This window comes from Streptomyces sulfonofaciens (genome assembly GCF_014656295.1).
GTDB classification, from domain to species: Bacteria; Actinomycetota; Actinomycetes; order Streptomycetales; family Streptomycetaceae; genus Streptomyces; species Streptomyces sulfonofaciens.
The window spans coordinates 192,866-219,082 of the sequence record NZ_BNCD01000005.1; the positions used below are offsets into that span (position 1 = coordinate 192,866).

The 26,217-nt window shown below is 74.6% G+C and carries 22 protein-coding genes; 12 read left to right on the top strand and 10 right to left on the bottom strand.

Features of this window, described 5'->3' with window-relative positions; genetic code table 11:
- Positions 1-47 precede the first annotated feature (47 nt).
- Both IE313_RS11060 and IE313_RS11065 read right to left on the bottom strand, forming a co-directional pair.
- A complete protein-coding gene (locus IE313_RS11060; RefSeq protein WP_189930818.1) occupies positions 48-452 on the bottom strand; it encodes a hypothetical protein in 405 nt (134 codons plus the stop codon).
- A 21-nt stretch (positions 453-473) separates the two neighbouring features.
- Complete coding sequence (locus IE313_RS11065) at positions 474-1,826, bottom strand: SGNH/GDSL hydrolase family protein (protein ID WP_189930819.1); 1,353 nt, start codon at positions 1,824-1,826, stop codon at positions 474-476.
- A gap of 224 nt (positions 1,827-2,050) precedes the next feature.
- On the opposite strand from IE313_RS11065, the gene IE313_RS11070 reads away from it, so the two are divergent.
- The 3 genes from IE313_RS11070 to IE313_RS11080 all read left to right on the top strand — a co-directional run bounded on the left by IE313_RS11070 (position 2,051) and on the right by IE313_RS11080 (position 6,144).
- Positions 2,051-3,388 (top strand): DUF445 domain-containing protein, encoded by a 1,338-nt coding sequence (locus tag IE313_RS11070; RefSeq protein ID WP_189930820.1) that lies wholly within the window; start codon positions 2,051-2,053, stop codon positions 3,386-3,388.
- 153 nt (positions 3,389-3,541) lie between these two features.
- Positions 3,542-5,023: an MFS transporter gene (locus IE313_RS11075; RefSeq protein ID WP_189930821.1), complete on the top strand. Its 1,482-nt coding sequence runs from the start codon at positions 3,542-3,544 to the stop codon at positions 5,021-5,023.
- A 191-nt stretch (positions 5,024-5,214) separates the two neighbouring features.
- Positions 5,215-6,144 (top strand): endonuclease/exonuclease/phosphatase family protein, encoded by a 930-nt coding sequence (locus IE313_RS11080; RefSeq protein WP_189930822.1) that lies wholly within the window; start codon positions 5,215-5,217, stop codon positions 6,142-6,144.
- A gap of 30 nt (positions 6,145-6,174) precedes the next feature.
- On the opposite strand, the gene IE313_RS11085 is transcribed toward IE313_RS11080, so the two are convergent.
- From IE313_RS11085 to IE313_RS11105, 5 genes are all read right to left on the bottom strand, one after another.
- Entirely contained in the window at positions 6,175-8,316 is a 2,142-nt protein-coding gene (locus tag IE313_RS11085; RefSeq protein WP_189930823.1) for a SpoIIE family protein phosphatase, read from the bottom strand.
- 408 nt (positions 8,317-8,724) lie between these two features.
- Positions 8,725-9,357, bottom strand: a complete 633-nt coding sequence (locus IE313_RS11090) for an AAA family ATPase (RefSeq protein ID WP_189930824.1) — start codon at positions 9,355-9,357, stop codon at positions 8,725-8,727.
- An 8-nt stretch (positions 9,358-9,365) separates the two neighbouring features.
- Positions 9,366-9,689: a hypothetical protein gene (locus IE313_RS11095; protein ID WP_189930825.1), complete on the bottom strand. Its 324-nt coding sequence runs from the start codon at positions 9,687-9,689 to the stop codon at positions 9,366-9,368.
- Between the two features lie 157 nt (positions 9,690-9,846).
- A complete protein-coding gene (locus IE313_RS11100; RefSeq protein WP_189930826.1) occupies positions 9,847-10,998 on the bottom strand; it encodes an SEC-C metal-binding domain-containing protein in 1,152 nt (383 codons plus the stop codon).
- Positions 10,999-11,227: 229 nt separating this feature from the next.
- Entirely contained in the window at positions 11,228-12,715 is a 1,488-nt protein-coding gene (locus tag IE313_RS11105) for an MFS transporter (protein WP_189930827.1), read from the bottom strand.
- A gap of 325 nt (positions 12,716-13,040) precedes the next feature.
- On the opposite strand from IE313_RS11105, the gene IE313_RS11110 reads away from it, so the two are divergent.
- The 4 genes from IE313_RS11110 to IE313_RS11125 all read left to right on the top strand — a co-directional run bounded on the left by IE313_RS11110 (position 13,041) and on the right by IE313_RS11125 (position 16,158).
- Positions 13,041-13,592, top strand: a complete 552-nt coding sequence (locus IE313_RS11110) for a winged helix-turn-helix transcriptional regulator (RefSeq protein ID WP_189930828.1) — start codon at positions 13,041-13,043, stop codon at positions 13,590-13,592.
- 156 nt (positions 13,593-13,748) lie between these two features.
- Positions 13,749-14,087, top strand: a complete 339-nt coding sequence (locus IE313_RS11115) for a DUF6412 domain-containing protein (RefSeq protein WP_229924527.1) — start codon at positions 13,749-13,751, stop codon at positions 14,085-14,087.
- A gap of 213 nt (positions 14,088-14,300) precedes the next feature.
- Entirely contained in the window at positions 14,301-15,176 is an 876-nt protein-coding gene (locus IE313_RS11120; RefSeq protein ID WP_189930829.1) for a YidC/Oxa1 family membrane protein insertase, read from the top strand.
- Positions 15,177-15,303: 127 nt separating this feature from the next.
- Complete coding sequence (locus IE313_RS11125; protein ID WP_189930830.1) at positions 15,304-16,158, top strand: fumarylacetoacetate hydrolase family protein; 855 nt, start codon at positions 15,304-15,306, stop codon at positions 16,156-16,158.
- A gap of 217 nt (positions 16,159-16,375) precedes the next feature.
- Here the strand turns inward: IE313_RS11125 and IE313_RS11130 are convergent, their stop codons facing one another.
- Positions 16,376-17,455: a Gfo/Idh/MocA family protein gene (locus tag IE313_RS11130; RefSeq protein ID WP_189930831.1), complete on the bottom strand. Its 1,080-nt coding sequence runs from the start codon at positions 17,453-17,455 to the stop codon at positions 16,376-16,378.
- A gap of 481 nt (positions 17,456-17,936) precedes the next feature.
- Between IE313_RS11130 and IE313_RS11135 the strand changes: the two genes are divergently transcribed.
- Together IE313_RS11135 and IE313_RS11140 are read left to right on the top strand one after the other, a co-directional pair.
- A complete protein-coding gene (locus IE313_RS11135) occupies positions 17,937-19,316 on the top strand; it encodes an ROK family transcriptional regulator (protein ID WP_229924528.1) in 1,380 nt (459 codons plus the stop codon).
- Between the two features lie 78 nt (positions 19,317-19,394).
- On the top strand, positions 19,395-20,174 hold the full coding sequence (locus IE313_RS11140) for an HAD-IIA family hydrolase (RefSeq protein ID WP_189930833.1): 780 nt from the start codon (positions 19,395-19,397) through the stop codon (positions 20,172-20,174).
- A gap of 182 nt (positions 20,175-20,356) precedes the next feature.
- Here the strand turns inward: IE313_RS11140 and IE313_RS11145 are convergent, their stop codons facing one another.
- Complete coding sequence (locus IE313_RS11145) at positions 20,357-20,812, bottom strand: GNAT family N-acetyltransferase (protein WP_189930834.1); 456 nt, start codon at positions 20,810-20,812, stop codon at positions 20,357-20,359.
- A gap of 215 nt (positions 20,813-21,027) precedes the next feature.
- On the opposite strand from IE313_RS11145, the gene IE313_RS11150 reads away from it, so the two are divergent.
- The 3 genes from IE313_RS11150 (at position 21,028) to IE313_RS11160 (ending at position 24,167) form a co-directional block, all read left to right on the top strand.
- The gene (locus IE313_RS11150) at positions 21,028-22,056 is read left to right on the top strand and encodes a 6-phosphofructokinase (RefSeq protein WP_189930835.1); all 1,029 of its coding nucleotides are present in this window, start codon (positions 21,028-21,030) and stop codon (positions 22,054-22,056) included.
- A 144-nt stretch (positions 22,057-22,200) separates the two neighbouring features.
- Complete coding sequence (locus IE313_RS11155; protein ID WP_229924529.1) at positions 22,201-23,127, top strand: LysR family transcriptional regulator; 927 nt, start codon at positions 22,201-22,203, stop codon at positions 23,125-23,127.
- 293 nt (positions 23,128-23,420) lie between these two features.
- The gene (locus IE313_RS11160) at positions 23,421-24,167 is read left to right on the top strand and encodes an SDR family NAD(P)-dependent oxidoreductase (RefSeq protein ID WP_189930836.1); all 747 of its coding nucleotides are present in this window, start codon (positions 23,421-23,423) and stop codon (positions 24,165-24,167) included.
- A gap of 127 nt (positions 24,168-24,294) precedes the next feature.
- Here IE313_RS11160 and IE313_RS11165 read toward each other — a convergent pair whose 3' ends face one another.
- Complete coding sequence (locus tag IE313_RS11165; RefSeq protein WP_189930837.1) at positions 24,295-26,064, bottom strand: M4 family metallopeptidase; 1,770 nt, start codon at positions 26,062-26,064, stop codon at positions 24,295-24,297.
- Positions 26,065-26,217 lie beyond the last annotated feature (153 nt).

Sequence of the window (26,217 nt, forward strand, 5' to 3'; positions counted from 1 at the left end):
TGGTGGTGCTGCCGGGGATGCCCGGCTCACCGGTGGGCGGACCGCGCTCACCAGTGGGCGGACTGCTCCTCGGCCAGGGAGATCAGGTGCTGCATCTTCCTGCGGCGCTCCCGCGACTGCGTCACCTGGCGCCGGTGGTCCGACGTGTCCTGATGGGCGGTCAGCGCCTCGTGGAAGTCATCGCGCGCCGGGCCGGGGGAGGGCGGGTAGGGGTGCCGCGCCTCCCACTCCTCGCAGCACGGCGCCTCGTGCAGTTGGGCCGGGAGGTAGAACCGCAGCTCGCCGTACTTCTCCTTGACCTGGGTCACCTGGTAGCCGGGGTGGATCTGTGCCAGCGCACGGTCGAGTTCCCCGAGGTGCGGCAGCCAGCGGTCCGGCACCGCGAGCACCGCGGCGAAGCCCTTGGTGAACCTGGCCTCGATCCTGGCGCGCACGTCTTCCTGGTCCGTCATGGGCCCTCCGCTCCCGGGGCATCACAGCGCCGCCGCCGCGGCCCCCTTCAGATCGCTGATGTTGAACGCGTACGCCATCTTCCGGTACCCGGCGTCACTGGGGTGCAGATGGTCGCCGGAGTCGTAGTCGGGCCGCAGCCTGCGCGGGTCGTACGGGTCGCGCAGGGCGCGGTCGAAGTCGACCACCGCGTCGAAGACCCGGCCGGAGCGGATCTGCCGGTTGACCGACTGCCGCACGGTCTCCAGCCGCGGCTGGTACCCGAGGTGCCCGCCGAACGGCATCAGGGTGGCGCCGACCACGCGCAAGCCGCGGGCGTGCGCCTGGCGGGTCAGCTCGCGCAGCCCTTCGAGGATGTCCCCGGCGTTCGCGTACCGCTGGTCGTGCAGGATGTCGTTGACGCCGAGCGCGATCACGACGGCCTTGACGCCGGTCCTGCTGAGCGCGTCGCGCTGGAAGCGCGCGATGCCGCTCGCGTTGCCGGGCGGCCGCCCGGTGCCGTCGGCGAGTATGCGGTTGCCGCTGATGCCCTCGTTCGCGACGCCGTAGCGCGGCGCGCCCGTCTCGGTGCGGAGCCGGTCGGCCAGGACGTCGGTCCAGCGGTGGTTGGCGCCGGTGGTGGAGGTGATGCCGTCCGTCAGCGAGTCGCCGATCACGACCACGGTGCCGTCCGCGTCGTTGCTGAGCACGTCGAGGGCGGTCAGGTAGCGCCAGTACGGGCTCTGCTGGGTGTACGCGGCCCCACTGGCGTCCTCGGTGCGGTCGCCGCTGGCCACGTACGAGATCTGGCGGGCGTGGGCGTGGTACGTCACCGGGCCCGACGGTGTCGGGGAGTAGGTGCTGACCAGCAGGTCGGCGCCGGCCGGCACGCGCAGCCGCACCGCGTCGCTGAGCGTCTGCGCGCCCGCCGGGATGACCACGGAGGCGGCGCCGCCGAAGGTCAGCCTGCGCAGCGTGCCGAACGCGGCCTCGGGGGTGTTGGGCGCGGCGGCCACCGCGAGCGAGGCGTGCGTGATGGTCAGCGGCTCCTGCCCGTACAGGTTCGACAGGGTGATGCGGGCGCTGGTGCCGCCGACGCTGGAGTGCACGACGTTGCGCACCGAGCGGCCCGCGAGGCCGGTCATCTCCGTGCCGGGCTCGGCGCCGCTGGGCGCCGTCGACCAGGTGCTGATCCAGGTGCCTGCGGAGGCGGGGGCCGCGGCGTTGCCCGTGGTGCGCGGGCTCGCCAGGGTGTCCCGACCGTCTCCGTCGGTACCGGACACGCCGACGTAGATGGCCGTCGAGACGGCCACGATCACGGCGACGAACGCGGCGAGCAGCGCGCCGTGCCGGGCGGGGGACAACAGCCCCTGGCCGCCGTCGTGACGCTTGGTCATGCGGTCTGTGTCTCCTCGGACAAGGGGAGCCCGAGGCTCCGATGTCATGCGCCCCCATGATGGTCCATGGGGAGGAGGGGCACCGGACGGACCCCCGCCGTGGAAGACGACGGGAACTTGCGGCGCGTTCCAGGAGTCCGTGAAGGAGTGGGCCGAAAAGCGACAATGTGACGAAGGCCTCTGGGAACCTGCGGCGAACGCACCGCTCACCGGACGGGACACGTATGAATCGGCAAGGGGCAGGGCGGGGGACGGAGCGGCAGCCGGCGGTGCACGCCCCGGCGGCGGCGACGGCGGCGGTGTCCGCGTACGGCGAGGCGGACCGCGAACGGCGCCGCGGTGTGCGGCGGATGAAGGCGACGGCCGGCGGCCTCCTGCTCCTGGTCGCCGTCGGCTACGTGCTGGCGAAGTGGGCGCAGGACACCGGCGCGGGAGCCTGGGCCGGGTACGTCTCTGCGGCCTGCGAGGCCGGCATGGTCGGCGCGCTCGCCGACTGGTTCGCGGTCACCGCCCTCTTCCGCCGCCCGCTCGGCCTGCCCATCCCGCACACCGCCATCATCCCCACCAAGAAGGACCAGCTCGGCGTCTCGCTGGGCGAGTTCGTGGGAGAGAACTTCCTCTCCTCCGAGGTGGTGCGGGCCCGGCTGCACGCGGTCGGCATCGGTGCCAGGCTCGGTGCCTGGCTGGCCGAGCCGGGCCACGCCGACCGGGTCACCGCCGAGCTGGCCACCGCGCTGCGCGGCGCCCTCACCGTGCTGCGGGACTCCGACGTGCAGGCGGTGGTGGGCGAGGCGGTCACCCGGCGGGCCGAGGCCCAGGAGATCGCTCCCGGCATCGGCAAGCTGCTGGCCAGGATCGTCGAGGACCGCGGCCACACCCGCGTCGTCGACCTGGTCGTCTCCCGCGCCCACGACTGGCTGGTGCTGCACGGCGACTCGGTGGTGGACGCCGTGCAGGGCGGCGCGCCCGGCTGGACCCCGCGGTTCGTCGACCGGCGCGTCGGCGACCGGGTCCACCGCGAGCTGCTGCGGTTCGTCACCGAGATGCGTGACATGCCCGAGCACCCGGCCCGCGGCGCCCTGGACCGCTTCCTGCGCGACTTCGCCCGCGAGCTCCAGTCCGACACGGACACCCGGGCCCGGGTGGAGCGCCTCAAGGGCGAGGTGCTCGGCCGGCCCGAGGTGCAGGACCTGATCGCCTCCGCCTGGGGCGCGGTGCGCGCCATGATCGTCGCGGCCGCGGAGGACGAGCAGAGCGAGCTCAGGCTGCGGGTGCGCGCCTCGCTGCTGTCCCTGGGCGCCAGGATGACCGCGGACGCCCGGCTGCGGGCCAAGGTGGACGGCTGGGTGGAGGGTGCGGCGGTGTACGTGGTGACCACCTACCAGGACGAGATCACCGCTCTCATCACGGACACGGTGGCCGGCTGGGACGCCGAGCAGACCACCCGGAAGATCGAGGCGCACATCGGGCGCGACCTGCAGTTCATCAGGATCAACGGCACGGTGGTGGGCTCCCTGGCGGGCCTTGCCATCTACACGGTGTCTCGGGCGGTGGGCGGATAGGCGCGGGCGTGCGGTGCGGCCGCCGTGGCCCGCGCGGCGCGCGCGCCCTTGCGGGACGCCGGCGCACTCCAGCGGACAGGTGAGAAATTCCGGCGAGCGGGCACACGCAATCCCGCCCCCGGTTCCACGGGGCACCGTTCGAAGGAGGGGTCCGTGTCCGAGACAGCTTCTAGAGAGACCGGCGTGGTGACCACCGCGGTCCCCAGCCGCCTGGACCGCCTGCCCTGGTCCCGCTGGCACTGGATGATCGTCATCGGTCTGGGCACCGTGTGGATCCTCGACGGTCTGGAAGTCACCGTCGTGGGCAACATCGCCGGCCGCCTCGCCGAGCCCGGCAGCGGCCTGCACATCACCTCCGGCCAGATCACCGGTATCGCCGCCGCCCTGTACGTGGCGGGCGCATGCGTCGGCGCGCTGTTCTTCGGGCACCTCACCGACCGCTTCGGGCGCAAACGGCTCTTCATGGTGACGCTGGTCGTCTACCTGTCGGCCACCGCGCTCACCGGGCTGTCCTTCCAGTCCTGGTGGTTCTTCCTGTTCCGCTTCGTCACCGGCCTGGGTATCGGCGGCGAGTACGCGGCCATCAACTCGGCCATCGACGAGCTGATCCCCTCCGAGTTCCGCGGCCGGGTCGACCTGATCATCAACGGCAGCTTCTGGCTGGGCGCCATCGGCGGCTCGCTGCTGTCCATCGTCATGCTGGACACGGACTTCTTCGCGAAGGACGTCGGCTGGCGGCTCACCTTCGCGCTGGGCGTGGTGCTCGGCCTCGTGGTGCTCCTGGTGCGGCGAAACGTCCCGGAAAGCCCCCGCTGGCTGATCATCCACGGCCGTGAGCAGGAGGCCGAACGGCTGGTGGACGCCGTGGAGGAGCGGGTGAGGGCCGAGAAGGGCGGCGAGCTGCCGGCGCCGGAGGGGGAGATCACCATCCACCAGCGCACCGCCATCGGCTTCCTGGAGATCGCCCGGACGCTCTTCTCGTCCTACCGCAGGCGCAGCCTGCTCGGTTTCGCCCTCTTCGTCGGCCAGGCCTTCCTCTACAACGCCATCACCTTCGGCTTCGGCGCGATCCTGACCACGTTCTTCGACGTCCCCAGCGGCAACACCGGCTACTACTTCGCGGTGATCGCCGCGGGCAACCTCCTCGGCCCGCTGCTGCTCGGCCACCTCTTCGACACCGTCGGCCGGCGCATCATGATCTCCTCCACCTATCTGCTCTCCGGGGTGCTGCTCTTCGGCACGGCGGCGCTGTTCGACAACGGCTCGCTGAACGCGGTCACGCTGACGGCGTGCTGGTGCGTGGTGCTGTTCTTCGCGTCGGCCGGTGCCAGCAGCGCCTACCTCACGGTCTCCGAGATCTTCCCGATGGAGACCCGCGCCCTGGCCATCGCCTTCTTCTACGCCATCGGCACCGCCGCGGGCGGCATCACGGGGCCCCTCGTCTTCGCGGACCTGACCGCGAGCGGCGTGGTGGGCGACACGGTGCTGGCCTTCCAGATCGGCGCGTCCCTGATGTGCGCGGCGGGGCTGGTGGCGGCGGTCTGCGCGGTCCGTGCGGAGCGCCGCTCGCTGGAGTCCATCGCCACTCCGCTGACGGCCGCGGCGCCACCGGCGAAGTCGGCGACCGCGCGGTGACGGTGCGGTGACGGTGCGGGGCCGGCGGCGGGCTGCCCACCCCGGCGCCTGACGCCGGCCGGCCGCTGCTGGGCGCGTCCCCGGGTGCGTACCGGACGACGTTCCGGGGCACCCGGACGCCTCGGCACCCGACCGGCGCTGACCGGGCCGGGGCCGTGCCCGGCACCGGCGAAACGGAGGAGGCGGTCCCTGTGACCACGACTCCCGGGGGCATCCCGCCCCGGATGGGCGAGCTGCCCGGGACGGGCGGCGGGCCCGGGCCGCCCGCGGCCGGCGCCGGACGGCTGCGGGTGCTGACCATGAACGTGCTGGAGCCGCGGTACGCCGACGGCGACCGGCGGCGGGCCGCGCTGGAGGCGCTCCTCGCGGAACTCGACCCGGACGTGCTGGCGCTGCAGGAGATCACCCGGCAGGAGGCGGCGGCGCTCGGCACGGGCGGCTGGCACGTGGCCCCGCATCCGCACTTCTCGGCCGAGGGGCCCGAGGGGGTGGGGGCGGCCCTGGTGGCGCGGGAGCCGTTCGACGTCGTCGGCCGGGACCCGCTGAGGGTGACCGGGCGCACCGAGGCGACCCCGTGGTGCGGCGTGGTCGTCGCGCGACTGCCGCTGCCGGAGCCCCTCGGCGACGTCCTCGTGGTGCACCACAAGCCGAGCTGGCCCTACGGCTTCGAGCGGGAGCGCGAGGCGCAGGCGGTGGCCGCGGCGCGTCTCGTCGAGGACGCCGTGGTGGCGCGGGGGGCACGGCACGTGGTGCTGGCGGGCGACCTCGACGCACCGCCGGACGCGGCCAGCATCCGCTTCTGGCGGGGGCTCCAGTCGCTGGACGGCCTGAGCGTCTGCTACCAGGATGCCTGGCTCAGGCACCGGCCCGACGCCACCGCGTCCGCCGGCCACACCTTCAGCCGGCGCAACCCGCTGGTCCGCCGCGGCGACATGCCGGAGGAGGCGGGCCGGCGCATCGACTACGTGATGGTGCGCTGCGACATGCACGGGTCCACCCTGCGCGTGGCGGCGTGCGAGCGGGTCGGGGTGGATCCGGTGGGGGGCGTCCGGATCAGCGACCACTACGGCGTCGTGGCGGACCTGACCCCGCCGCCGCACCCGCCGGGCCGGTGGGCGTGACGGCGCCCCGGGCCGGCGGGGCCCCGGCGCTCACCGCCGCACCGACGGCTGGCCGCCGTGCGAGGTCTGGACGAGCAGCAGGGCGAGGTCGTCGCTGCGCGGCGTGGACAGGGTGGCGTGGTGGACCAGCGTGTCGGCGAGCGCGTCGATGGGCTGGTGCCCGCTGCGCACCAGCTCGTCGACGAGCCCGGTGATGGCCTCGTCCGGGTCCGTGCCCGGGGCCTCCACCAGGCCGTCCGTGTACAGCACCAGGACGGAGCCGGGCGGCAGCGGGGTCTCCTTGGTCACGTACTCGGCGCCCGGGTCGATGCCCAGCAGCAGCCCGGCCGGCAGGTCGATGACCTCGGTGCGACCGTCCGCGTGCCGCAGCAGCGGAGGCGGGTGGCCTGCGGTGGCGAGGCAGGCCTTGTGGCGGGCGAGGTCGAGGCACACGTGCAGGCAACTGGTGAACAGGCCCGGGTCGAGATCGGTGAGCAGCCGGTTGGTGCGGGACAGCACCTCGCCGGGCGGCGCGCCCGTGGTGGCGTGCACGGCGGTGCGGACCTGTCCCATCAGCGCGGCGGCGTTGACGCTGTGGCCCTGGACGTCGCCGATGGTCACGGCGGTCGTCGCCGGGCCGGTGCGCATGACGTCGTAGAAGTCGCCGCCGATGTCCATGCCCCGGGTGGCCGGGAGGTAGCGGGCGACCACCTTGAGCCCCGGGACGTGCGGCAGCGCCTGCGGCAGCAGACTGGCCTGGAGGCTGTGCGCGAGGTCCTGGGTGGAGTCGTAGAGCCGGGCGCGGTCCAGGGCCTGCGCGATCAGACCGGCGAGTGCGGTCAGGATGGAGCGCTCGTCCTCCGCGAAGGTGTGCGGCCGGTCGTAGGCGAGCACCAGCGAGCCGACGCCGCGGCCGGACGCGATCAGCGGCAGGAACGCCCAGGACGACTTGCCGTCCCGCACGACGGCGTTCGGGTAGGCGCGCTTCAGCTCCGCGAAGCCGGCGAAGAACCGGGGGATGCCGGTGGTCAGGACGTGCGCGGCCGGAGCGTTGGAGGTCAGCGGGGCCGCGTCGAAGAGGGCCATCAGCTCGGGGGTGTAGCCGCGGTGGCCGATGATCTTCAGTCTGCCCTCCTCCGTGACCATCAGGGCCAGGGCCTGGGCCCGGAAGGCCGGCATGATCTGGTCGGTGACCTGCTCGACCACGTCCCGCACGCCCAGCGCCTCGGTGAGCGTGGCGGCCAGGTGCACCAGGTAGTAGAGCGCCGTGGCCCGTCCCGGGGAAGCGGGCTGGGTGGGGCGCAGCAGCGCGGAGCTGTCCGGGGCCTCGTCCGTGTCGGCCGGGATGATCCGGATGCTGACGCCGTGGGCGTCGGGGTACATATGGAACGAGAGCCACCGGTCCGGCGGTTTGAGCACGCTGCACGAGGTGGACTCGCGGCTGATCACCGCGGCGCGGTAGCGGTCCTCGAAGACGGGGTCGTCCAGCCACGGCAGCACCTGCCGGGGCAGGGCGCCGAGCAGGGTGCGCACGCCGGTGCCCATCAGTTCGGCCCCGGCGGCGGAGACGAAGTTGAACCGGCCCTGTTCGTCCAGCGCGCAGCAGCCGCCGGGCAGCCGCTCGGCGAAGTCGGCCGCCGCCGCCGCCACGGCCGGCTCGGGGGCGCGCGAGCGGGGCGGGGGCAGCATCCGGGGCTGGGCGCCGGGCAGTACCGGGCGGCCCATGCCGGCGGCGCTGTGCAGCAGCAGGCCGAGGCGCCGGCAGCAGTCCTGCATGGCGTCGCGTTCGTGCGGGGTGGGCTGCGGCAGGCGCGAGCCGGGCCAGCCGAGCGCCAGGCAGCCCCAGTCGGTGGGGCCGTCCGAGATCGGCGCCGCGGCCAGGGCGAAGGGATGCGGCAGCACGAGGGAGGTGCCCGGGTAGCGGCGGGCCAGCTCCTCCTGGCTGCCCACCCACACCAGGCGGCCCTCGCGCACGGCGTCGGCGACCGGCACCGCGGACCCGAGTCGCACGCGCGCCCAGGGGGCCATGATCTGCTGCGGGACCCCCGTCAGCAGCGCCAGCCGGAGCACCTCCTCGCCCGGCGGCAGCAGGTACAGCAGCCCCACGGAGGCGTCGGTCTCCCGCACCACCTCGCTCAGCACCAGTTCGAGCTGCTCGAGGCCGGATCCTGTGGTGGCGACCGGACCCTGCACGCTTCACCTCTCTCCGGTTCTGCGGCCTCCCGGTTCTGCGGGCCTCCCGGCTGTGCGGCTTCCCGGCTGTGCGGCGGCGCACCGGCCGCGTCCGCCCAGCGCGGGAACCGGCCGCCCGCAGGGCCCGGGCCCGCCGCACCGCTCGCGCGGCGGAGCCGACCGGACGCTCCACGCCGACCGCGCCGCGGTGCCGGGCGCCGGGCGCGATGCCGTGCCGGGCGTCGCGCGGCCGGGTGGGCCGCCGCCGTCGAACGGCGCGCCCGCCGTCGGGCGCCGACCGGCCGTGCCGGTGATCGGGGCCCGCTGGTGCCTGCCCGGGCCTGCCGGGGCACACCGCGGACGTCCGCTTCACCTACGCCTGTAATCGCCCATACCGGGAGTTTACGCCCGTTGCCCGAGGGGCGGTACTCAGTCGAAGCGGATGTGCCGGGCGCCGATCACGGCCCGGCGCAGCCGGCCGCGCAGGGGGCCGTCGGTGTTCGGGGCGAGGGTCAGCCCGCAGGCTGCGGCGAGGTGGTCGGCGACCTGCGGCACGGTCAGCCGGTCGGTCCACACCTGTTCCGCGAACTCGGGTGCCCGCAGCCGCTTGAGGCAGAGGTCGAGCCTGCTCACCGCGAAGCTCTCCCGGCGCGGTGGCCCGCCGTTGCCCACGGACCACCGGAGCAGGTGCCCGAGCCCGCGTTCCCGCAGCCGCCGCAGCACGGTCGCGCGGTCGGCGAGCAGCGCGAAGTGCCGTACGTCGTGGCCGCGCTCGCGCAGCCCTGCGACGATCTCCTCGAAGTAGGCCGGCTCCACCACGGTCATCGGGACCAGCACCGGGCCGTCGTGCCCGGTGAGCACGGTGTCGAGGACCTCGCGGACACCGCTGCGCCAGGCCCCGAGGTCCTGGAAGTCCCCGCGGAGCTGCGGGGGCATCATCCGGTGCAGCCCGAAGCCGACGTGCTCGGGGTCGCAGATGACACTGCCGGGCAGACGGCGTTGCAGCTCGTGGGCGGTCTGCGTCTTGCCGCCGCCGAACGGCCCGTTGATCCACACCAGCACGGGGGCCCTCAGGCGGATCGCCGGTCGGCGAGCGCCCAGGAAGCGAGGGCGACCGCGCCGGCCGCCGAGAAGACGGCGGGCCAGGCGCCGACCTTCTTCGCCAGCGGGTGCGAGCCGGCGAAGGCGCCCGCGTAGGCGACGCCCAGCGCGCCCGCCGTCCGCGCCCCGGCCTGCCGCCACCACTGCCATCCGGCCGCACCGCCCGCCACCGCGAGCACGGCCCCGCCCAGTTGGCGCCGCCCCGTCCACCGCGCCACGGCGTACCCGCCGACCAGCCCGGCGGCGGCGACCGGCGCGCTGGGGAAACGGGCGGGGCCGGTGCTGCGAGCCATGATGACCTCCGATGCGGCTGCGCCCCCGGGCGCGACGGTCCGTACGGCTCCCGAGGCTATCCGGCGCGGCGGCCGCGGCCGCCGGGGGGTGGGGCCGCGCCCCGCGCCGGCCACCCGGCTCGCGGGCGGCGCCCCGGGTGACGGGCCCGGCCGTGCGTCATGCGGGGCCCCCACCTCCGTGGCAGGTGGCGTACGGACGCTGCGACGTGCACCAGCAGGGCTCCGCCGGGGGCGGTGGCCAGGGCAGCGCGCGGCCGCGGGCGGCGAGGGTGGTGGCGTACTGGGGGAGCAGGGCGGTGTCGTCGGGCGACGAGGCCTCGGAGGCGGCGAACGCCTCGTAGGAGGGGACGGTGGCGGAGACGACGCCGAGGTTGTCCGTGCCGGACGCGGCGAGTTCCCGCAGGGCTCCCTCTATCGTGGCCAAGTGCTCCTGGTGGGAGGGGTACTCGGTGCTCAGCGACGGGTACGCGGCGGTCAGCTCGTCGAGTTCGGCGGCCGGCCAGTGCAGGACGGCGACGGGGAAGGGCCGGGAGAGGGCCGCGCGGTGGGCGCCGAGTTCGGCGCGCAGCCGGGAGATCTCCGCGCGCAGCTCGGCGGGGTTGTCCGAGCCGAGGGACCAGACGCGTTTGGGGTCGTGCAGCTCGTCGAGGGGGACGGGAGCGGTGTGCAGGCCGTCGGCGAGGCGGTCGAAGTCGTCGTGCCCGGCGCCGAGCATGCGGCGTACCCGGTGGCGGCCGAAGAGCAGGGGGTGGACGTCGGCCGCGGGCGCGGCGCCTGCCTCCGCGGCGCCCTGGGCCTGCGCGGCACCGGCCTCCGCGGCGCCCTCGGGCAGCAGCACCGCCAGCGCCTGCGAGAACGTCTCGTGGGCGGCGTCGAGTTCGTCGTGCGCCTCCAGCGCCTCGGCGACGATCACCCAGGGGGAGGGGTCGGCGGGCGCGGAGGTGCGGATGCCCTCGATGATGGCGCGGGCCTCCGCCTCGTGGCCGTACTCCCAGAGGTTGGCGGCCTTGAGCGCCTTGACCAACTGGGGGTTCTCCAGCGCGGCGGGGGCCGAGTCGGCGAGCAGCCGGTCGTAGAGCGCGGTGGCGCGTTCGCGGGCGCCGGCCAACTCCAGGTGGGCCCCGGCCTGGAGCAGGAGGTGCTCGGCGTCCTCGGGGTAGAGGCCGGCGATGCGCTCCAGGCGTTCGGCTTCTGCGATGTGGTCGGTGTCCGCGGTGCGGTCGGGCTCGGCGGTGCGTTCGGCGCGCGGGGCGCCGGCTGCGGCCGGGGCGTAGGGGGAGTTGTCGGCGGCGGGCGTGTCGGGACGCATGGGGAAACCGTACTGCCGCGGGCGTGCACGGGTGGAGGACCGGGGGCGGGTGCGGGGCGCGCGGGCGCGTGCTGCGAGCCGGCGCGGGACGAGGGCTCCCGGCCCGCCGCCCGCCGCCCGGTGGCTCGGTCCGCGCGCCCGGCGCTTCGGCCCGCGCGCCCGGCGGGCTCAGCCTGCGCGCCCGGCGGGCTCAGCCTGCGTGCCCGGCGGGCTCAGTCCAGGCGGCGGCTCAGCCCACGGGTCCGGCGGCTCGGCCCCGCTCCCGCAGCAGCAGCATGCCCGCCGCGGCCAGTGCGGAGAGCCCGGCGGACACCACCAGGGCGACGTCCGTGCCGTGGGCCAGCGCCGCCGTGCCGCCGCGGGAGCCGGTGCCCATGGCGGTGGCGACCGCGATCGTCAGCGCGACTCCGGCGGAGGAGCCGATGTAGCGGGCGGTGTTGTTGGCGCCCGAGCCCATCGCGGCGCGGTCGGCCGGGACCGACTCGACGGCGAGCAGCGGCAGGCCGGCGTTGAGCAGGCCGCTGCCCGCACCGGTGACGAACAGGCCCGGCAGCAGCCTCGTCCAGGAGCCCGCCCCGGCCGCGCCGAGCATCGCCAGCATCCCGGCGGCGTGCAGGACGAAGCCGAGGGCGAGCTGGTGGCGTGCCGAGATCCGGCCGGCCAGGCGCGGGGACTGGAGCAGCCGCCGCGACTGGAGGGCGACGACGAAGGAGGTGCCCGCCCAGATCAGGAACAGCCATGCGGTGTCCAGCGGCGTCAGGCCCAGCGTGCCCTGGAGCAGCGTGGGCAGGAAGCTGTACGGGCCGATCACCGCGAGGCCGGTGAACAGCGCGCCCGAGGAGGCGGCCAGGAACAGCGGCCGGCGCAGCAGCCCGAGGTCGAGCATCGGCGCACTGCTGCGCCGCTCCACCACCGCGAAGGCCGCGGCGAGCAGGACGGACGCGAGCAGCAGCAGCACCACGGAGGGCCGCGCCCAGCCGTCCCTGCCGAGGGTGAGCGCGGCCAGCAGCGCCACCAGGGCCAGGCCGAGGGCGATCGAGCCCGCCAGGTCGGGACGGCTCGGGCGCGGCGCCCGCGACTCCGTGAGCGCGCCCCGCCCGAGCACCGCGACCAGCAGTGCGGCAAGGCCCAGCACGACGTAGGCCCAACGCCAGTCCACGGTGGCCAGGCCGCCGGCGAGCAGCGGTCCCGTGGCGATGCCGCCGCTGACGAAGGCGCCCCACACGCCCGTCGCCCTGATCCTGCTGTGCGCACCGGGGAAGGCGTGCACCAGCAGGCCGAGGCTGCTGGCCAGCACCGCGGCGCTCGCCGCGCCCTGTGCGACCCGGGCCAGCACGAACAGCCAGGTGTCTGACGCCAGCGCCCCGAGCGCCGTGGTGACGCCCAGCGCGAGGGTGCCGAAGAGGAAGATCCGCCGGCGGCCGTAGTCGTCGGCGAGGCTGCCGGCGACGAGGAGCAGCGCCGACAGGCCGAGCGGTGCGCCGTTCAGCAGCCAGGCCTGCGCGGACAGGGGGCTGCCCAGCGAGGCCGCCGTGTCCGAGAGCGTCACCATCGGGGCCGTGTACGTCATCAGCGCCACGGCCGTCGCGGCGCTGGTGAGCGCGAGGGTGGCGCCGGGCCGCGGGACCGGGGGCGGCACCGCGGACGCGGTGTCCCCGGTGGCCTTTTGCACGGGGCCGGGGGCCGGGCGGCGGGTGGTGCGGACGGGACGGGCCATGGTCGGGATCCTCCACGCTCGGGGCGGCGGTTCGGTGCGGGCTGCGGGCGCGGGTTGCGGGCCGCGGATGCGGGACGTGGGACGGGGGTGCGGGTCCTGACCGCGATGCGGGACGCGGGGAGCGGGGGTTGCGGCCGTGCGTGCTGTGCGGTGCGAGCCGCGTGCTGTGTGCTGCGTGACGGGAAGTGGGCGCGGAGGCAGTTGGGCGCGGAGGCAGTGGGTTCGGAGGCAGTGGGTTCGGCCAACGAACTGACCGTCCTCGCGCACCCTACCATCGTTGGTTCGTCCATTGAACTTACGGCGGGATGATCGCTACAGTGGTGCCATGGCACTGGGCAAGGACTACGCGGCGCAGGAGTGCTCCATCGCCCGCGCGCTGGAGGTCGTCGGTGAGCGCTGGACCCTGCTGGTGGTCCGTGACGCGCTCTACGGGGTGCGCCGCTACAACGACTTCCTCGTCCGCCTCGGCATCCCGCGTGCCGTGCTCGCCGCCCGGCTCCAGACGCTGATCTCCGCAGGCGTCCTGGAGAAGCGCCGCTACCAGGACTCGCCGCCGCGCGACGAGTACCTCGTCACGGCCCGGGGCCGCTCGCTGTGGCCCGTGGTGCGGGCCCTGGGCGCCTGGGGCAACGACACCTTCGACGACACCCTGCCGCTGCGCACCTTCCACCACGCCGCCTGCGGCGCGGAACTCGGCGCCCACGGAGAGTGCCCGGGCTGCGGGGCGTTCGTTCCGGTGGAGGACGTGGAGATGCGGCCGGGACCGGGACTCGACCAGGACCCGGCGGATCCGGTCAGCAGGGCGCTGCTGGGGCCGCACAGGCTCCTTGAGCCGGTGGACGCCGGAACCGGTGCGCTGCCCGCCCCCGCCGGGTGACGGACGCCACACCGCAGAGGTGAAGCGGCGGTCGAGTCGCCCGCGTACGGTCGGGCGGTGGAGCACGCTCATACGGTGCGATCGTCGGCGCCGAGGGTGTGCGGCACAGCACGTGCGCGGCACAGCGCGTGCCCAGGACGGCGAGAGGAGGGTGGTGTGACCGTGGTCCCGAGTGTCCCGACAGCGGTCCGGCGGGCGCTTCGCCCGGCCCTCCTGCTGGTCTTCCTGCTCGCCGAGGCCGTCCTGGTCGCACTGGCCGGTGCCGGCGGCGTCCCGGTTGCCGTCGCGTTCGCCGCCACCGCAGCGGTGGGTGCCTCCCTCGTCCTCTGCTCGGTGCTCATCGCACGCAGCGCCCCCGCCGTCCCGCCCACCCGGGTCCGTACGGCCCTGCGCGAGCGAGCCCAGCGCACCGCCTTCCTTCCGCAACGCGACCCCGACGCACCGGGCCGCAGCAGGCCCCGAGCGCCGGGCCGCCCCTCCCCGACGGCCGCGTAGGGGTACGCGGGCGGCGCACCGCCGTCCCGTGGGCCACGGGCGCGCCGGGCCGTACGGTCCGGCCGCGACCCGGCCCGCACACCGCTCCCGCATCCCCGAGCCCGAGCCCGGCGCCCCCTGCGGCACCCCGGCTCCCCGCCCCTCCGCGGGCCGTCACGCCGACGCGTCCAGCACGCTCTTCAGGCACGACGACACCCCAGGAGGGGCTTTCCCATGTCCGTCTTCGCGCTCTTCGCCGGCCTGGTCGAACACTTGGCCCAGCTTCTGCAACCGCTGTTCCACACCTCCGCGACCGCCGTCGCGATCGTGCTGTTCACGGCGCTCGTACGGCTTCTCGTCCACCCCCTGTCCCGGGCCGCCGCGCGCGGCCAGCGCGCCCAGGCGCGGCTCGCTCCGCGGATCGCCGAGCTGCGCCACACCCACCGCAAGAACCCCGACAAGCTCCAGAAGGCGACGATGGAGCTGTACAAGGAGGAGAAGGTCTCGCCGCTCGCGGGCTGCCTGCCGAGCCTGCTCCAGCTCCCGGCGTTCTTCCTGCTGTACCGGACCTTCTCCGCGACCCGCATGGGCGGCCACGCGAGCGCCCTGATGGGTCACACGCTCTTCGGCGCACCGCTCGGCGGACGCTGGCTCGGCGCCCTCGGCCACGGCGGTGCCTTCGGGGCCCGGGGCCTGGTGTACCTGGTGCTGTTCGCCGTCGTCGCGGTGATCGCCACGTTCAACTACCGCAAGAGCCGGCAGACGGCGGCCGCGGGCGCCGCTCAGCAGAAGGCGGCGGCGGGCGCCACCGCGGCCGGCAAACGGTCCGGTTCCGGTTCCGGTTCCGGTGAGAGCCTGCCCGGCCTGGCGGCGGTGACGAAGGCCGCGCCGCTGATGTCCTTCCTGACCCTGGTCACCGTAGCCGTCGCACCGCTCGCCGCGGCACTGTACGTGGTGACCAGCACCGCGTGGAGCGCCGTGGAGCGCGCCGTGCTGTACCGGGACATGCCCCACGCGGTGCCCCACGCGGCCGGGACGGCGCAGGCGGCAGCCAAGGGCGCGGCGCGTCCGGCGAGGGCGCGGAAGAGCTCCGAGACCTCGCCCGTGTGACCGGCGCACCGGGTCCAGCCCGTGGGCGGGGTATTGCGGAGCCGCCGCTCACCTTGGAGGATCGGCCAAACATCCGATGGCCGGGCAAGGCCGGGCAACAACCCCGCAAGACCTAGGGAGATCGACCATGAAGCTGCTGCGTGTCGGTGCGGCGGGTGAGGAGCGTCCCGCGCTGCTCGCCGCCGACGGGAGCCTGCGCGACCTGTCCGGGCTCGTCGCGGACATCGACGGGGCCCTGCTCGCCGACGCCGGGGCACTGGCGCGGGTCCGGGCCGCGGGCGCGGCGGGCGGGCTTCCGGTGCTCGACGCGGGCTCCCGGATCGGGCCGCCCCTGACCGGGATAGGCAAGGTCGTCTGCATCGGTCTCAACTACCACGACCACGCCGCGGAGACGGGCGCGCAGCCGCCCGCGGAGCCGGTCGTCTTCTTCAAGGCGGCGGACACGGTGGTCGGCCCGAACGACACCGTGCTGGTGCCGCGCAACTCCACCAAGACGGACTGGGAGGTGGAGCTCGCGGTCGTCATCGGCCGTACGGCCCGCTACCTGTCCTCGCACGAGGAGGCGCTGGCGCACGTCGCCGGCTACGCGCTGGCGAACGACGTGTCCGAGCGGGAGTTCCAGCTTGAGCGCGGCGGCACCTGGGACAAGGGCAAGAACTGCGAGACGTTCAACCCGCTCGGCCCCTGGCTGGTGACCGCGGACGAGGTGCCCGACCCGCAGGCGCTCTCGCTCAGGACCTGGGTGAACGGCGAGCTCAAGCAGGACGGCAGCACCGCCGACCAGATCTTCCCGGTGGCCGAGGTGGTGCGCTACGTCAGCCAGTTCATGACGCTGCGCCCCGGCGACGTCATCAACACGGGGACGCCCGCGGGCGTGGCCATGGGCCGGCCGGATCCCAAGCCGTACCTGCGGCCCGGCGACGTGGTGGAGCTGGAGATCACCGGCCTGGGCAGGCAGCGGCAGGAGTTCGGCGCGGCGTAGCCGCCCCGCGCACGCGCCGGGTCCGGACGGAAGGAGCCCCGGCGGCGGAAGCGGCCCGGCGGTCGCGGGCCGCTTCCTCCGTCCGGGCGCCGTGCGGCGGCGGCATGGCGGCGGGCCGCGACCGATGGCGCCACAGGTCACATGGGCCGCAGCGTCCCAGGGCCGAAGCGTCCCAGGGGCACAGGGCCGCAGCGTCCCGGAGGTACAGCGGCACAGGTCACAGGGTCACGGTCGTACCCGTCGCGGCCGAGCGGCGGGCGGCCTCCAGGACCTCCAGGGCCGCCGCCGCCTCCGTGGCCGGGACCGGGTTCGCACCGCCGGTGCGCAGGGCGTCCACGAGGAGCGCGTAGTACGCGGGGTAGGCGCCCGGGAGGGTCGGGTACGGTTCGCCGTCGCCGGTCGCGGCGGAGTGGCCGGTGGCGATCCGGCCCCACTCGGACGCCGGCTCCGCGCCCCACTCCGGGTCCCCGGTGGGCCGGCCGCCGGCGCGCAGCACCGCCTCCTGCGGGTCGAGTCCGTACTTGACGTAGCCCGCGCGCGAGCCGAGCACCCGGAACCGCGGGCCGAGCTGGGCGGCGGTGGACGAGACGTACAGATGGGAGCGGACACCGCCGGCGTGGGTGAGGGCGAGGAACGTGTCGTCGTCGGCCCCCGCGCCCGGACGGCGCGTCTGCGACTCCGCGTACACCCGCACCACCGGGCCGAAGAGGACCAGGGCCTGGTCGACGACATGGCTGCCCAGGTCGTACAGCAGACCTCCGATCTCTGCGGGATCGCCCGACTCGCGCCAGCCGCCCTTCGGCCGCGGCCGCCACCGCTCGTAGCGGGACTCGAAGCGCCATACGTCGCCGAGCCCGCCCTCCGCGAGGAGATGACGGAGCGTCAGGAAGTCGTTGTCCCAGCGGCGGTTCTGGAAGACGGAGAGCACCCGGCCGCGCTGCTCCGCGAGGGCGGCCAGTTCACGGGCCTGAGCGGCGGTGGCCGCGAGCGGCTTGTCCACGACGACGTGCAGACCGGCCTTGAGCGCGGCGGTCGCGTACGGGACGTGCGTCTTGTTCGGGGACGCGATCACGGCCAGGTCGAAGGCGTCGGCGCGGGACCACACCTCGTCGGCGGTGGCGGCGAACCGGACCTCGGGGAACTCCGCGCGTGCCTGCTCCCGCCGCTCCTGGCTGCCGGTGACGAGCGTGTCGAGGACGAGGCCGTCCGTGGCGGCGATCAGCGGGGCGTGGAAGACGGAGCCCGCCAGGCCGTAGCCGACGAGGGCGACGCGCAGGGGGGAGCTGGTGGCAGTCATGCGCACCACTTTGGCAACGCTGTTGCCGAAGTGCAACCCTGCTGGGGACAATGCCCTCGGCGGCCGGTCGCACGGCCAGGGGCGAGCGGCCTCGGCGCCGTGCGACGCGGGCCGTGCAACCCTGCCGAGGGCCCCCGGGCGAGGACGGGTGGACGCAGGGACAGGCGGAAGCGGGAACGGGACGCGGGAACGGGTGGACGCATGGACGCATGGACGCATGGACGCATGGACGGTCGGACGCGTGGACGCAGGACGTGAGGGGCGGCGGGGACCGGCGGTGACGGGTGCGGACGGCACGGACGACCATGCGGCTGCGCCTGGGGCTGCGCCTGTCGGTGCGGGTGCGGGTGCGGGTGCGGGTGCGGGATCGGGCCGGGCCCCGGGCGCCGGGCCGCATCCCGGAGCGGGCCCGGCCGCCGCAGCGGGCCCGGTCGCCGGACCCGGCCAGGCTCCGGGCCGGTCGCGGCAGCGCCGGGACACGGTGGGCGGGCCGTCGGACGGTGCGGCGCGGGGCAGCGGGCCCGGATGGCCGTCCGGAGCGAACCTCCCGGCGCTGCGCGGGCACAACACCGCCCTGGTGCTCGACCTCCTGCGGGTCGCGGGCGGGGACGGCATCAGCCGCCGCGAGCTGGCGGAGCGCACCGGGCTCACCCCGCAGGCCGTCAGCAAGATCACCGCGCGGTTGCGGACCGCGGGCCTGGCCGCGCCCGCGGGCCGGCGCGCCTCCACGGGCGGCAAGCCGCCCACGGCCCTGCGGCTGGTGCCGGGCGCCCGGCACGCCGTCGGCCTGCACCTCGACCGCGACGCGTGCACGGCGGTCCTGGTCGACCTGGCGGGGGCGGTCGTCGCGGAACGCCGGGGCCCGCTCGACCTGGGAGCGGGCGCCGACGAGGTCCTGGATCTGGTCGTCCGCGAGGTCCGGGCGCTGACGGGGGCCGTCGGCGCGGGCGGACCCGCCACCGCGGACGCGTGGCCCCCGGCCGGTCGGGCGGTCCCGGGGCCGGACGGTCCGCGGTCCGCGGGAGTGCTCGGGGCCGGGGTGGCGGTGCCGGGGCCGTTGGACCACCGGCTCGGGGTGCTGCACCGGGTCACCGGGTTTCCCGAGTGGGACGGCTTCCCGCTCCGCGAGGCGCTCACCGGCCGGCTCGGCCTGCCCGTCGCCGTCGACAAGGACACCAACGCGGCCGCCCTCGGCCTGGCCCTCAGAGCCGGCCTCGCGCCCACCGGTGCCGCGCTGCCCGCCGCGGTTCCGTCGTCCGCCGGTGCTCCTGCGCCTGCCGCGGTTCCGTCGTCCGCCGGTGCGCCGGCCCCCGGTGGCGGCACCGCTCCCGCCGCCACCGCGTTCCCCTACGGCTCCTTCGCCTATCTGCACCTGGGCACCGGACTCGGTGCCGGGCTCGTGTTCGGCGGGACCGTGCACCGGGGCGCCAGGACGGGGGCCGGGGAGTTCGGGCACCAGGTGATCCGGCTGGACGGGCCCCGCTGCTCCTGCGGCAACCGCGGCTGCATCGAGGCCCTGTGCCTGGACGCCGTGGCGCACGGTGACATCGACGGGGCGGCGCGGGTGCTGGGCGAGGGAGCCGCGAACCTGATCGCCCTGCTCGACGTCGACCGTGTGCTGCTGGGCGGCAGGACGCTCCTGCGCGACCCGGACACCGAGGCCCGCTTCGTCCGCGGGGTGGACGCCGTGCTCACCGGGCGCGCCCGGCGTGCGGGGTGGGGCAGGGCGGTGCCGGTCGCCGCCGCCCCGGGCGGGCCGCGCGCCGTCGCCGAGGGGGCCGCGCAACTCCTGCTCGCCCCGCTCTTCGGCCGCGCCTCCGCGGTGGCGGTGCCCTCGGCACCCGTGGGGTGGCCTGATTAGGCTGTGGGCGCCGACACCGCCGTGCCGGCGCCCCGCACCCGTGGTATCCCCACCTTGCGTACGGCAGGAGACCGTCACATGGCAGAGCGCATGCCCATCGAATCGTGGCTCACGGACATGGACGGGGTGCTGATCCACGAAGGTGTGCCGATCCCCGGGGCCGACGCCTTCATCAAGAAGCTGCGCGAGTCGGGCCGGCCGTTCCTCGTGCTCACCAACAACTCCATCTACACCGCCCGCGACCTGCACGCCCGCCTCTCCCGGATGGGCCTGGACGTACCCGTGCAGAACATCTGGACCTCCGCCCTCGCCACCGCCAAGTTCCTGGGCGACCAGCGGCCCTCCGGTACGGCCTACGTCATCGGCGAGGCGGGCCTGACGACCGCGCTGCACGACATCGGGTACGTGCTCACCGACCACGATCCGGACTACGTGGTGCTGGGCGAGACGCGCACCTACTCGTTCGAGGCCATGACGAAGGCGGTCCGCCTGATCAAGGGCGGGGCCCGCTTCATCTGCACCAACCCCGACGAGACCGGCCCCTCCGCCGAGGGCCCGCTGCCCGCCGCGGGCTCGGTGGCCGCGCTGATCACCAAGGCCACCGGCAAGGAGCCCTACTTCGCGGGCAAGCCCAACCCGCTCATGATGCGGACGGGACTCAACGCCATCGGCGCCCACTCCGAGACCAGCGCGATGATCGGGGACCGGATGGACACCGACGTGCTGGCCGGTCTGGAGGCCGGCATGCAGACCTTCCTGGTGCTCACCGGCCTCACCCTCCCGGAAGAGGTCGACGACTACCCGTTCCGTCCGTCGAAGGTCGTCGACTCCATCGCCGACCTGGTCGAACGGATCTGACGGGGCGGCCGGTGGCCACAGGCAACCGGACCACCGGTCACCGGACCACCGGCAACCGGCAACCGGCAACCGGTCACAGGCCACCGGCCGCGGGCGGCGGGGTGCGGGCGGCATGGGGACGTGCGGGCCGCGGCGGGGCGTCCCGGCGGGAGCGGCTTGCGCGGGAGCGCCGGACGCGCCGCTCAGAGCGTCCGGGTCATGAACACGCTGTACGGATCCTCCGTGTAGTCCGCGAAGGGCGCGCAGTACGTGAAGCCGAACTTCCCGTACAGGGCGCGGGCCGGTGCGAAGAACTCCGCCGACCCGGTCTCCAGGCTGAGCCTGCGGTAGCCCATCCGGCCGGCCTCCGCGACGATGTGGGCCAGCAGGCGGGACGCGACGCCGCCGCGCCTGCGGTCCGGAGCGGTACGCATCGACTTGACCTCGGCGTGCTCGGGATCGAGCTCCTTGACGGCGCCGCAGCCCACCAGGATGCCGCCGTCCCTGACCGTCCAGAACGTGACCTCCGGCTTCCGCAGGCCGTCCAGGTCCAGGGCGTGCTTGCTCTCCGGCGGGCTGGTGGCGCGCATCTGTCCGACGTGTGCCGCCAGGAACTCCGCGACGTCCTGCCCGGACAGGTCGTCCACCACGATGTCCATTGTGTCCGTCCCCCCACCATCGTGAATGAGACATTAAGATGGCGCATTTTACCCGTCGGAGCACGGGCCGCGCCGGGAGCGGCATCCGCCGCCCCGTCCCGCCGCCGTGCGGGCGAGGGCGTATGGGGCCAGTCTGGACAGTGGGCCCGTCCTCGGCGCACCGCCCGGGGGACGGCCCGGCCAGGCGCACCAGGCACGTCGCGGGGAGGCGCACCATGCGAGTCGGAGTGCTGACCGGGGGCGGTGACTGCCCCGGGCTCAACGCGGTGATCCGCAGTGTCGTGCGCAAGGGCGTACAGGACCACGACTGGCAGTTCGTGGGCATCGTGGACGGCTGGCGGGGCGCGGTGGAGGACGTGACCACCGTGCTGGACGTACCGAGGGTGCGCGGCATCCTCACGCACGGCGGAACCATCCTCGGCGCCTCCCGCACCAATCCGCTGCGCGCCGAGGACGGGGTGGAGCGCGTCAGGCGCACCCTCGGCAACCACGGCATCGACGCACTGGTCGTGATCGGCGGCGAGGACACCCTCGGCGTGGCGCAGACGCTCGCCGAGCAGGGGATCGATCTGGTGGGGGTGCCCAAGACCATCGACAACGACGTGGGCGGCACGGACTACACCTTCGGTTTCGACACCGCCGTCAGCATCGCCGCCGAGGCCATCGACCGCCTGCACACCACGGCCGAGTCGCACCGCAGGGCGCTGGTCGTGGAGGTCATGGGACGGCACGCCGGATGGATCGCCCTGCACGCCGGGGTCGCGGGCGGCGCCAGCGGCATCCTCGTCCCCGAGCGGGCGTTCGACGTCGAGGAGGTCTGCGCCTGGGTGGAGCGCCGGTTCCGGCTGCGCTACGCACCGGTCGTGGTGGTCGCGGAGGGCGCGGTGCCGCAGGCCGGGCAGCTCGTGGTCAGGAACGAGGCCAGGGACGAGTTCGGCCATGTGCGGCTGTCCGGCATCGGCGACTGGCTGGCCGGCGAGATAGAGCGGCGCACCGGCAGGCAGGCCCGCACCACGGTGCTCGGGTACCTCCAGCGCGGCGGCACCCCGACCGCGTACGACCGGTGGCTGGCCACGCGCTTCGGGCTGGCTGCCGTGGCGGCGCTGAAGGACCGCGACTTCGGCACGATGACCGCCCTGCGCGGCACGGACATCATCCGCGTCCCGCTCGCCGACGCGCTCCGGACCGCCAAGCAGGTGCCCGCGGAACTCTACGAGGAGTTCACCGTCTTCTTCGGGAGCTGACGGCGGCGGGCGGCAGGCGGGCAGGCGGCGGTCGGACTGCGGCCGCCCGCGCCGGGTGCCGCCCGGTCGCGTGCGGCGCGGGCCCGGTCGGGCCCGGATCCCGTGCGGCGCGGGCCCGGTCCGGCCGCGTGGTGTGATGGGCGGGTGGAGCTACGTGAGATGCGGGCGTTCGTCACGGTCGTCGAGGAGGGCGGACTCTCCGCGGCCGCGCGGCGGCTGCACATCAGCCAGCCCGCCCTGTCCCAGACCATGAACGCGCTGGAACGGGAGCTGGGCGTGCGGCTCCTGGTGCGCAGCAGCACCGGGGTGCGGGCCACCGAGGCGGGCATGACGCTGCTGTCCGAGGCCCGGGCGGTGCTCGCCCGGTACGACCGTGCGCTGTCCGCCGTGGCCCGGCACACCGCGGCGGGCGGCGGTGTGCTGCGGCTCGGGATACCGCTGGAGCTGCCCGGCGACCTGCTGTCCGCCCCGCTCGCGGAGCTGGCCGGGGCCTACCCGGCCACCCGGGTCCAGGTCAGCCATCTGTCGACGGCGGCGCAGTTCGAGGCGCTGCGCGGCGGGGGCATCGAAGTCGGCCTCGTGCGGGAACGGCCGGTGGGCCACGACCTGGACGCCGTCCTCGTCGTCGAGGAGCACCTCGGGGTGCTGCTGGCCGCCGACCAGGCCGCGCGGATCACCGGTCCGGACGGGATCGCGCTGGACGCGCTCGCCGGATACAACTGGGTCGGCTTCCCGCGCTCGGGAAGCCCCGCCTGGTACGACGAGCTGACCGCGATCCTGCGCAGCCACGGGCTGGACCTCGGCCCCACGGCGCCGGAGGGCCAGGAGCTGATCGCCGAGGTGAAGTTCGCGGCCGTGACGGGCGGTGGCGGCTTCGCGCTGGCACCGGCCGACTGGTCCCAGAACCTCCCCGACACCGTCGTCTGGTCACCGCTGGCCGGCCACCCGCTGGTGCGCCGCACCTGGGCCGTGTGGCCCGCCGGCTCGCACCGCCGCGACCTGGCACGCTTCGTCCTCGCCCTGGACGAGCAGGGGCCCAGGAGGAGTGCGCGCGAGGATGGCGGGGGCTGACGGCAGACGCCGCCGGAGGGTCGGGAGGGGGCGGCCGCGCACCCCGGGCGCACCGCCTCCCGCGCCCCGGGCGCAGCGTCCCCCGCGCCTCCGGGCGGGTACTCCTGCGGATCACCCCCCGGCGGGCCTCCCCGCGGACCGCCGGAAGGGGAGACGGCCCCGCCTTATGGCCGCCATAAGGCGCCTGTCCATCCCCGCGGGAAACCTTGGGGCCGGCAGATGGCTGACACCCATGCGACCGTGCGCTGGCCCGGTCGCGCCGACCGATTCACTGATCAGGATGTGAGTGGACCATGACAACCGAACTTTCCGGAACCTCGGCCCTGGTGACCGGTGCCACCAGCGGCATCGGCCGCGCGGCCGCGCTCGCGCTGGCCGCGCGCGGTGCGCGGGTGGTGGTGTCGGGCCGTGACGAGCAGCGCGGCAAGAACGTGGTCGAGGAGATCAGGTCGGCCGGCGGGCAGGGCGACTTCCTCGTCGCCGACCTGCGGGACGAGGACTCCGCCCGGTCCCTGGCCAGGCGGGCCAGGGACCTGGTCGGCGCGGTCGACGTGCTGGTCAACAACGCCGGCATCTATCCCTTCGGCCCGACCGAGGAGACCACCGAGCAGGACTTCGACGCGGTGTTCTCCCTCAATGTGAAGGTGCCGTACTTCCTGGTGGCCGAGCTGGCACCGGACATGGCGCGGCGCGGCCGCGGCGCGATCGTCAACATCAGCACGATGGTCGCCGAGTACGGCGCCGCCGGAATGGGCCTGTACGGGGCGAGCAAGGCGGCCCTGGTACTGCTGACCAAGTCCTGGGCGGCCGAGTACGGCCCGCGGGGCGTGCGTGTGAACGCGGTCAGCCCCGGCCCGACCCGCACCGAGGGCACCGCGGCGCTGGGCGACAACCTCACCCAGCTCGGGGCCACCACGCCCGCCGGCCGCACCGGTTCCGCCGAGGAGATCGCCGACGCGATCGTGTTCCTCGCCTCGGACCGGTCGAGCTATGTGCACGGCGCGGTGCTGCCGGTGGACGGCGGGCGGATCGCCGTCTGACGCCGGGTCGCCGCCGGCGGACCGGCGCCCCTGCTGCCCGGGGCGGGTACCGGGCGGCAGGGGCGCCGTGGAGCGAGAAGGGCCGAGGGCCCGCCGTCGTGACGGCGGGCCCCCGGCGGACGGCCGGTCAGCCGTTGGAGGCGGTGACGTTGACCGCGGCCCACGCCTTGTTGACGGTGTTGTACTCGGTGCTGCCGGATCCGTAGAGGTCCGCGGCGGCCTGGAGGGTCGCCGTGCGGGCGTCGTGGAAGTCCGTGCTGGAGACCATGTACCGGGTCAGGGCCTGGTAGAAGATCTTCGCCGCCTTGTCCCGGCCGATGCCCGTGACCGTGGAGCCGTCGAAGGTGGCGGAGTTGTAGGCGACGCCGTTGATGGTCTTGCTCCCGCTGCCCTCCGCCAGCAGGTAGAAGGCGTGCGAGGAGACGCCGGAGCCCGCGTGGACCTCGGTCTGCGGAGCGTTGGTGCTCCAGTAGTCGACGGCGCCCTCAAGCTTGTCCAGCGACGGGTGGTCGAGCCGCCGCAGGAAGCCCTGCGACAGGCCGAGCTGCTCGCCCATCAGGTAGTTGGGGGCGTGCGTGGGGTTGTTGGTGGTGAACTCCACGTCGGTGCCGAAGATGTCGGCCAGCGACTCGTTGAGGGAGCCGGGCTCGCCGATCTGGTTGCCGAACACGTCGAAGTCGGTCTCCAGGGCGGCCGTCGCCGACACCACGCCGTGGGTCAGCTCGTGTCCCGTGACGTCGAGCTGGGTCAGCGGCTTGGTGAAGGTCTGCCCGTCGCCGTCACCGTAGACCATGCACCAGCAGCCGTCGTCCCAGCCGGCGTTGCCGTAGTTACGCGCGTAGTGCACGACACCGTGCGGGCCGACACCGTCGTTGAGGATGCCGTTGCGGTTGAACGTGTTCTTGTAGAAGTCGAAGGTCGAGGTGAGGCCGTACTGGGCGTCCACACCGGCCGTGTTGGTGTCGGACGTGGTGCCGTTGCCCCACTTGTTGTCCGAGTCGCTCATGACGCTCGCGCGGCTGAAGAGCGTGGACTCCGGGAGCGCCTGGTTCTTGGCGTTCCTGACCTCGGCCTTGCCGCGCGTGGTGTCGACCAGGGTGAACGTGGTGCTCGCGGTCTGGGTGGTGTTGAGCGTCACGGTGCCGTCGTACATGGAGGCGCCGCTGCCCACCGCGGGCGCGGGGAAGGCCGCAGCGACCTTCTTGGACTTCGGTGCGGCGCTCTGCCCGGCCACGGTCGGCGTGGCCGTCTCACCCAGGTCCTTGAGCTTCTTCTCCAGCTTGGGGGAGATGAAGTCGTCCAGGGTGCTGACGTTGCTGAGCACGCTGCCCGTGCCGGCGTCGAGCAGCAGGGAGCGGGCCCCAACGGCGTCACTGCCGGCGCTGACCCGCACCTGGTAGGCGAGGACGCTCTTGCCCTGCTGGGTGTGCACGATCAGCCGGGGGGTGCTCGCGGTGCCCTTCGCCACGGCCGCGACCGCCTTGTCGCGGGCCTGTCCCGCCGTCACCTTCGCGGCGACCGTGGGCACCGAGACGGGCTTGTCGGCGGCGCGCGTCACCCCGAGGTACCGCGAGTCCGCGGCCAGGTGGACAACGATGTCGGCACCGACGACGGGGAGCTTGCGGTACGTCTGGGAGAAGCGGACGTGCTGCTTGCCGTCCTGGTCCACCATGACGTCGGTGGCGACCAGGCCGCTCTGTCTGCCGAGGCCGGTCTGCGCGGCGTGGGCGAACGCGGCGGAGCGGGCGGCGTCGACGACCGCCGCCTGCGAGGGCTGTGCCTTGGTGCTGAGGGAGCTGGGGGCCGGGCTCGCTACCGCAGTCCCGACGATCGAGGCGGATGCCGCCGTCACGACGGTCACTGCGATGGCGAGCTTGGATATCAAGGGAGCACGCATGTGGGGGTTCGTCCTTCCTGGAACACGTCTCGACAGCCCCGCCGACGGCGGGGCTGTCGAGATCATGACATGAGGGACGTGGTGTGCGAAGTATTGGAAGGTTAAAGAAGTTTGTTGAAGTGTCAGGTTTGACCGAGGGGTGAGACAGGGGTT

What these genes read in the sequence shown, in the direction of transcription:
- IE313_RS11120 (WP_189930829.1), top strand. Translation starts at nt 14,301, where the DNA reads ATGTCCGTCTTCGCGCTCTTCGCCGGCCTGGTCGAACACTTGGCCCAG.
- IE313_RS11165 (WP_189930837.1), bottom strand. Translation starts at nt 26,064, where the DNA reads ATGCGTGCTCCCTTGATATCCAAGCTCGCCATCGCAGTGACCGTCGTG.
- IE313_RS11125 (WP_189930830.1), top strand. Translation starts at nt 15,304, where the DNA reads ATGAAGCTGCTGCGTGTCGGTGCGGCGGGTGAGGAGCGTCCCGCGCTG.
- IE313_RS11100 (WP_189930826.1), bottom strand. Translation starts at nt 10,998, where the DNA reads ATGCGTCCCGACACGCCCGCCGCCGACAACTCCCCCTACGCCCCGGCC.
- IE313_RS11130 (WP_189930831.1), bottom strand. Translation starts at nt 17,455, where the DNA reads ATGACTGCCACCAGCTCCCCCCTGCGCGTCGCCCTCGTCGGCTACGGC.
- IE313_RS11140 (WP_189930833.1), top strand. Translation starts at nt 19,395, where the DNA reads ATGGCAGAGCGCATGCCCATCGAATCGTGGCTCACGGACATGGACGGG.
- IE313_RS11150 (WP_189930835.1), top strand. Translation starts at nt 21,028, where the DNA reads ATGCGAGTCGGAGTGCTGACCGGGGGCGGTGACTGCCCCGGGCTCAAC.
- IE313_RS11070 (WP_189930820.1), top strand. Translation starts at nt 2,051, where the DNA reads ATGAATCGGCAAGGGGCAGGGCGGGGGACGGAGCGGCAGCCGGCGGTG.
- IE313_RS11110 (WP_189930828.1), top strand. Translation starts at nt 13,041, where the DNA reads ATGGCACTGGGCAAGGACTACGCGGCGCAGGAGTGCTCCATCGCCCGC.
- IE313_RS11105 (WP_189930827.1), bottom strand. Translation starts at nt 12,715, where the DNA reads ATGGCCCGTCCCGTCCGCACCACCCGCCGCCCGGCCCCCGGCCCCGTG.
- IE313_RS11160 (WP_189930836.1), top strand. Translation starts at nt 23,421, where the DNA reads ATGACAACCGAACTTTCCGGAACCTCGGCCCTGGTGACCGGTGCCACC.
- IE313_RS11095 (WP_189930825.1), bottom strand. Translation starts at nt 9,689, where the DNA reads ATGGCTCGCAGCACCGGCCCCGCCCGTTTCCCCAGCGCGCCGGTCGCC.
- IE313_RS11065 (WP_189930819.1), bottom strand. Translation starts at nt 1,826, where the DNA reads ATGACCAAGCGTCACGACGGCGGCCAGGGGCTGTTGTCCCCCGCCCGG.
- IE313_RS11060 (WP_189930818.1), bottom strand. Translation starts at nt 452, where the DNA reads ATGACGGACCAGGAAGACGTGCGCGCCAGGATCGAGGCCAGGTTCACC.
- IE313_RS11145 (WP_189930834.1), bottom strand. Translation starts at nt 20,812, where the DNA reads ATGGACATCGTGGTGGACGACCTGTCCGGGCAGGACGTCGCGGAGTTC.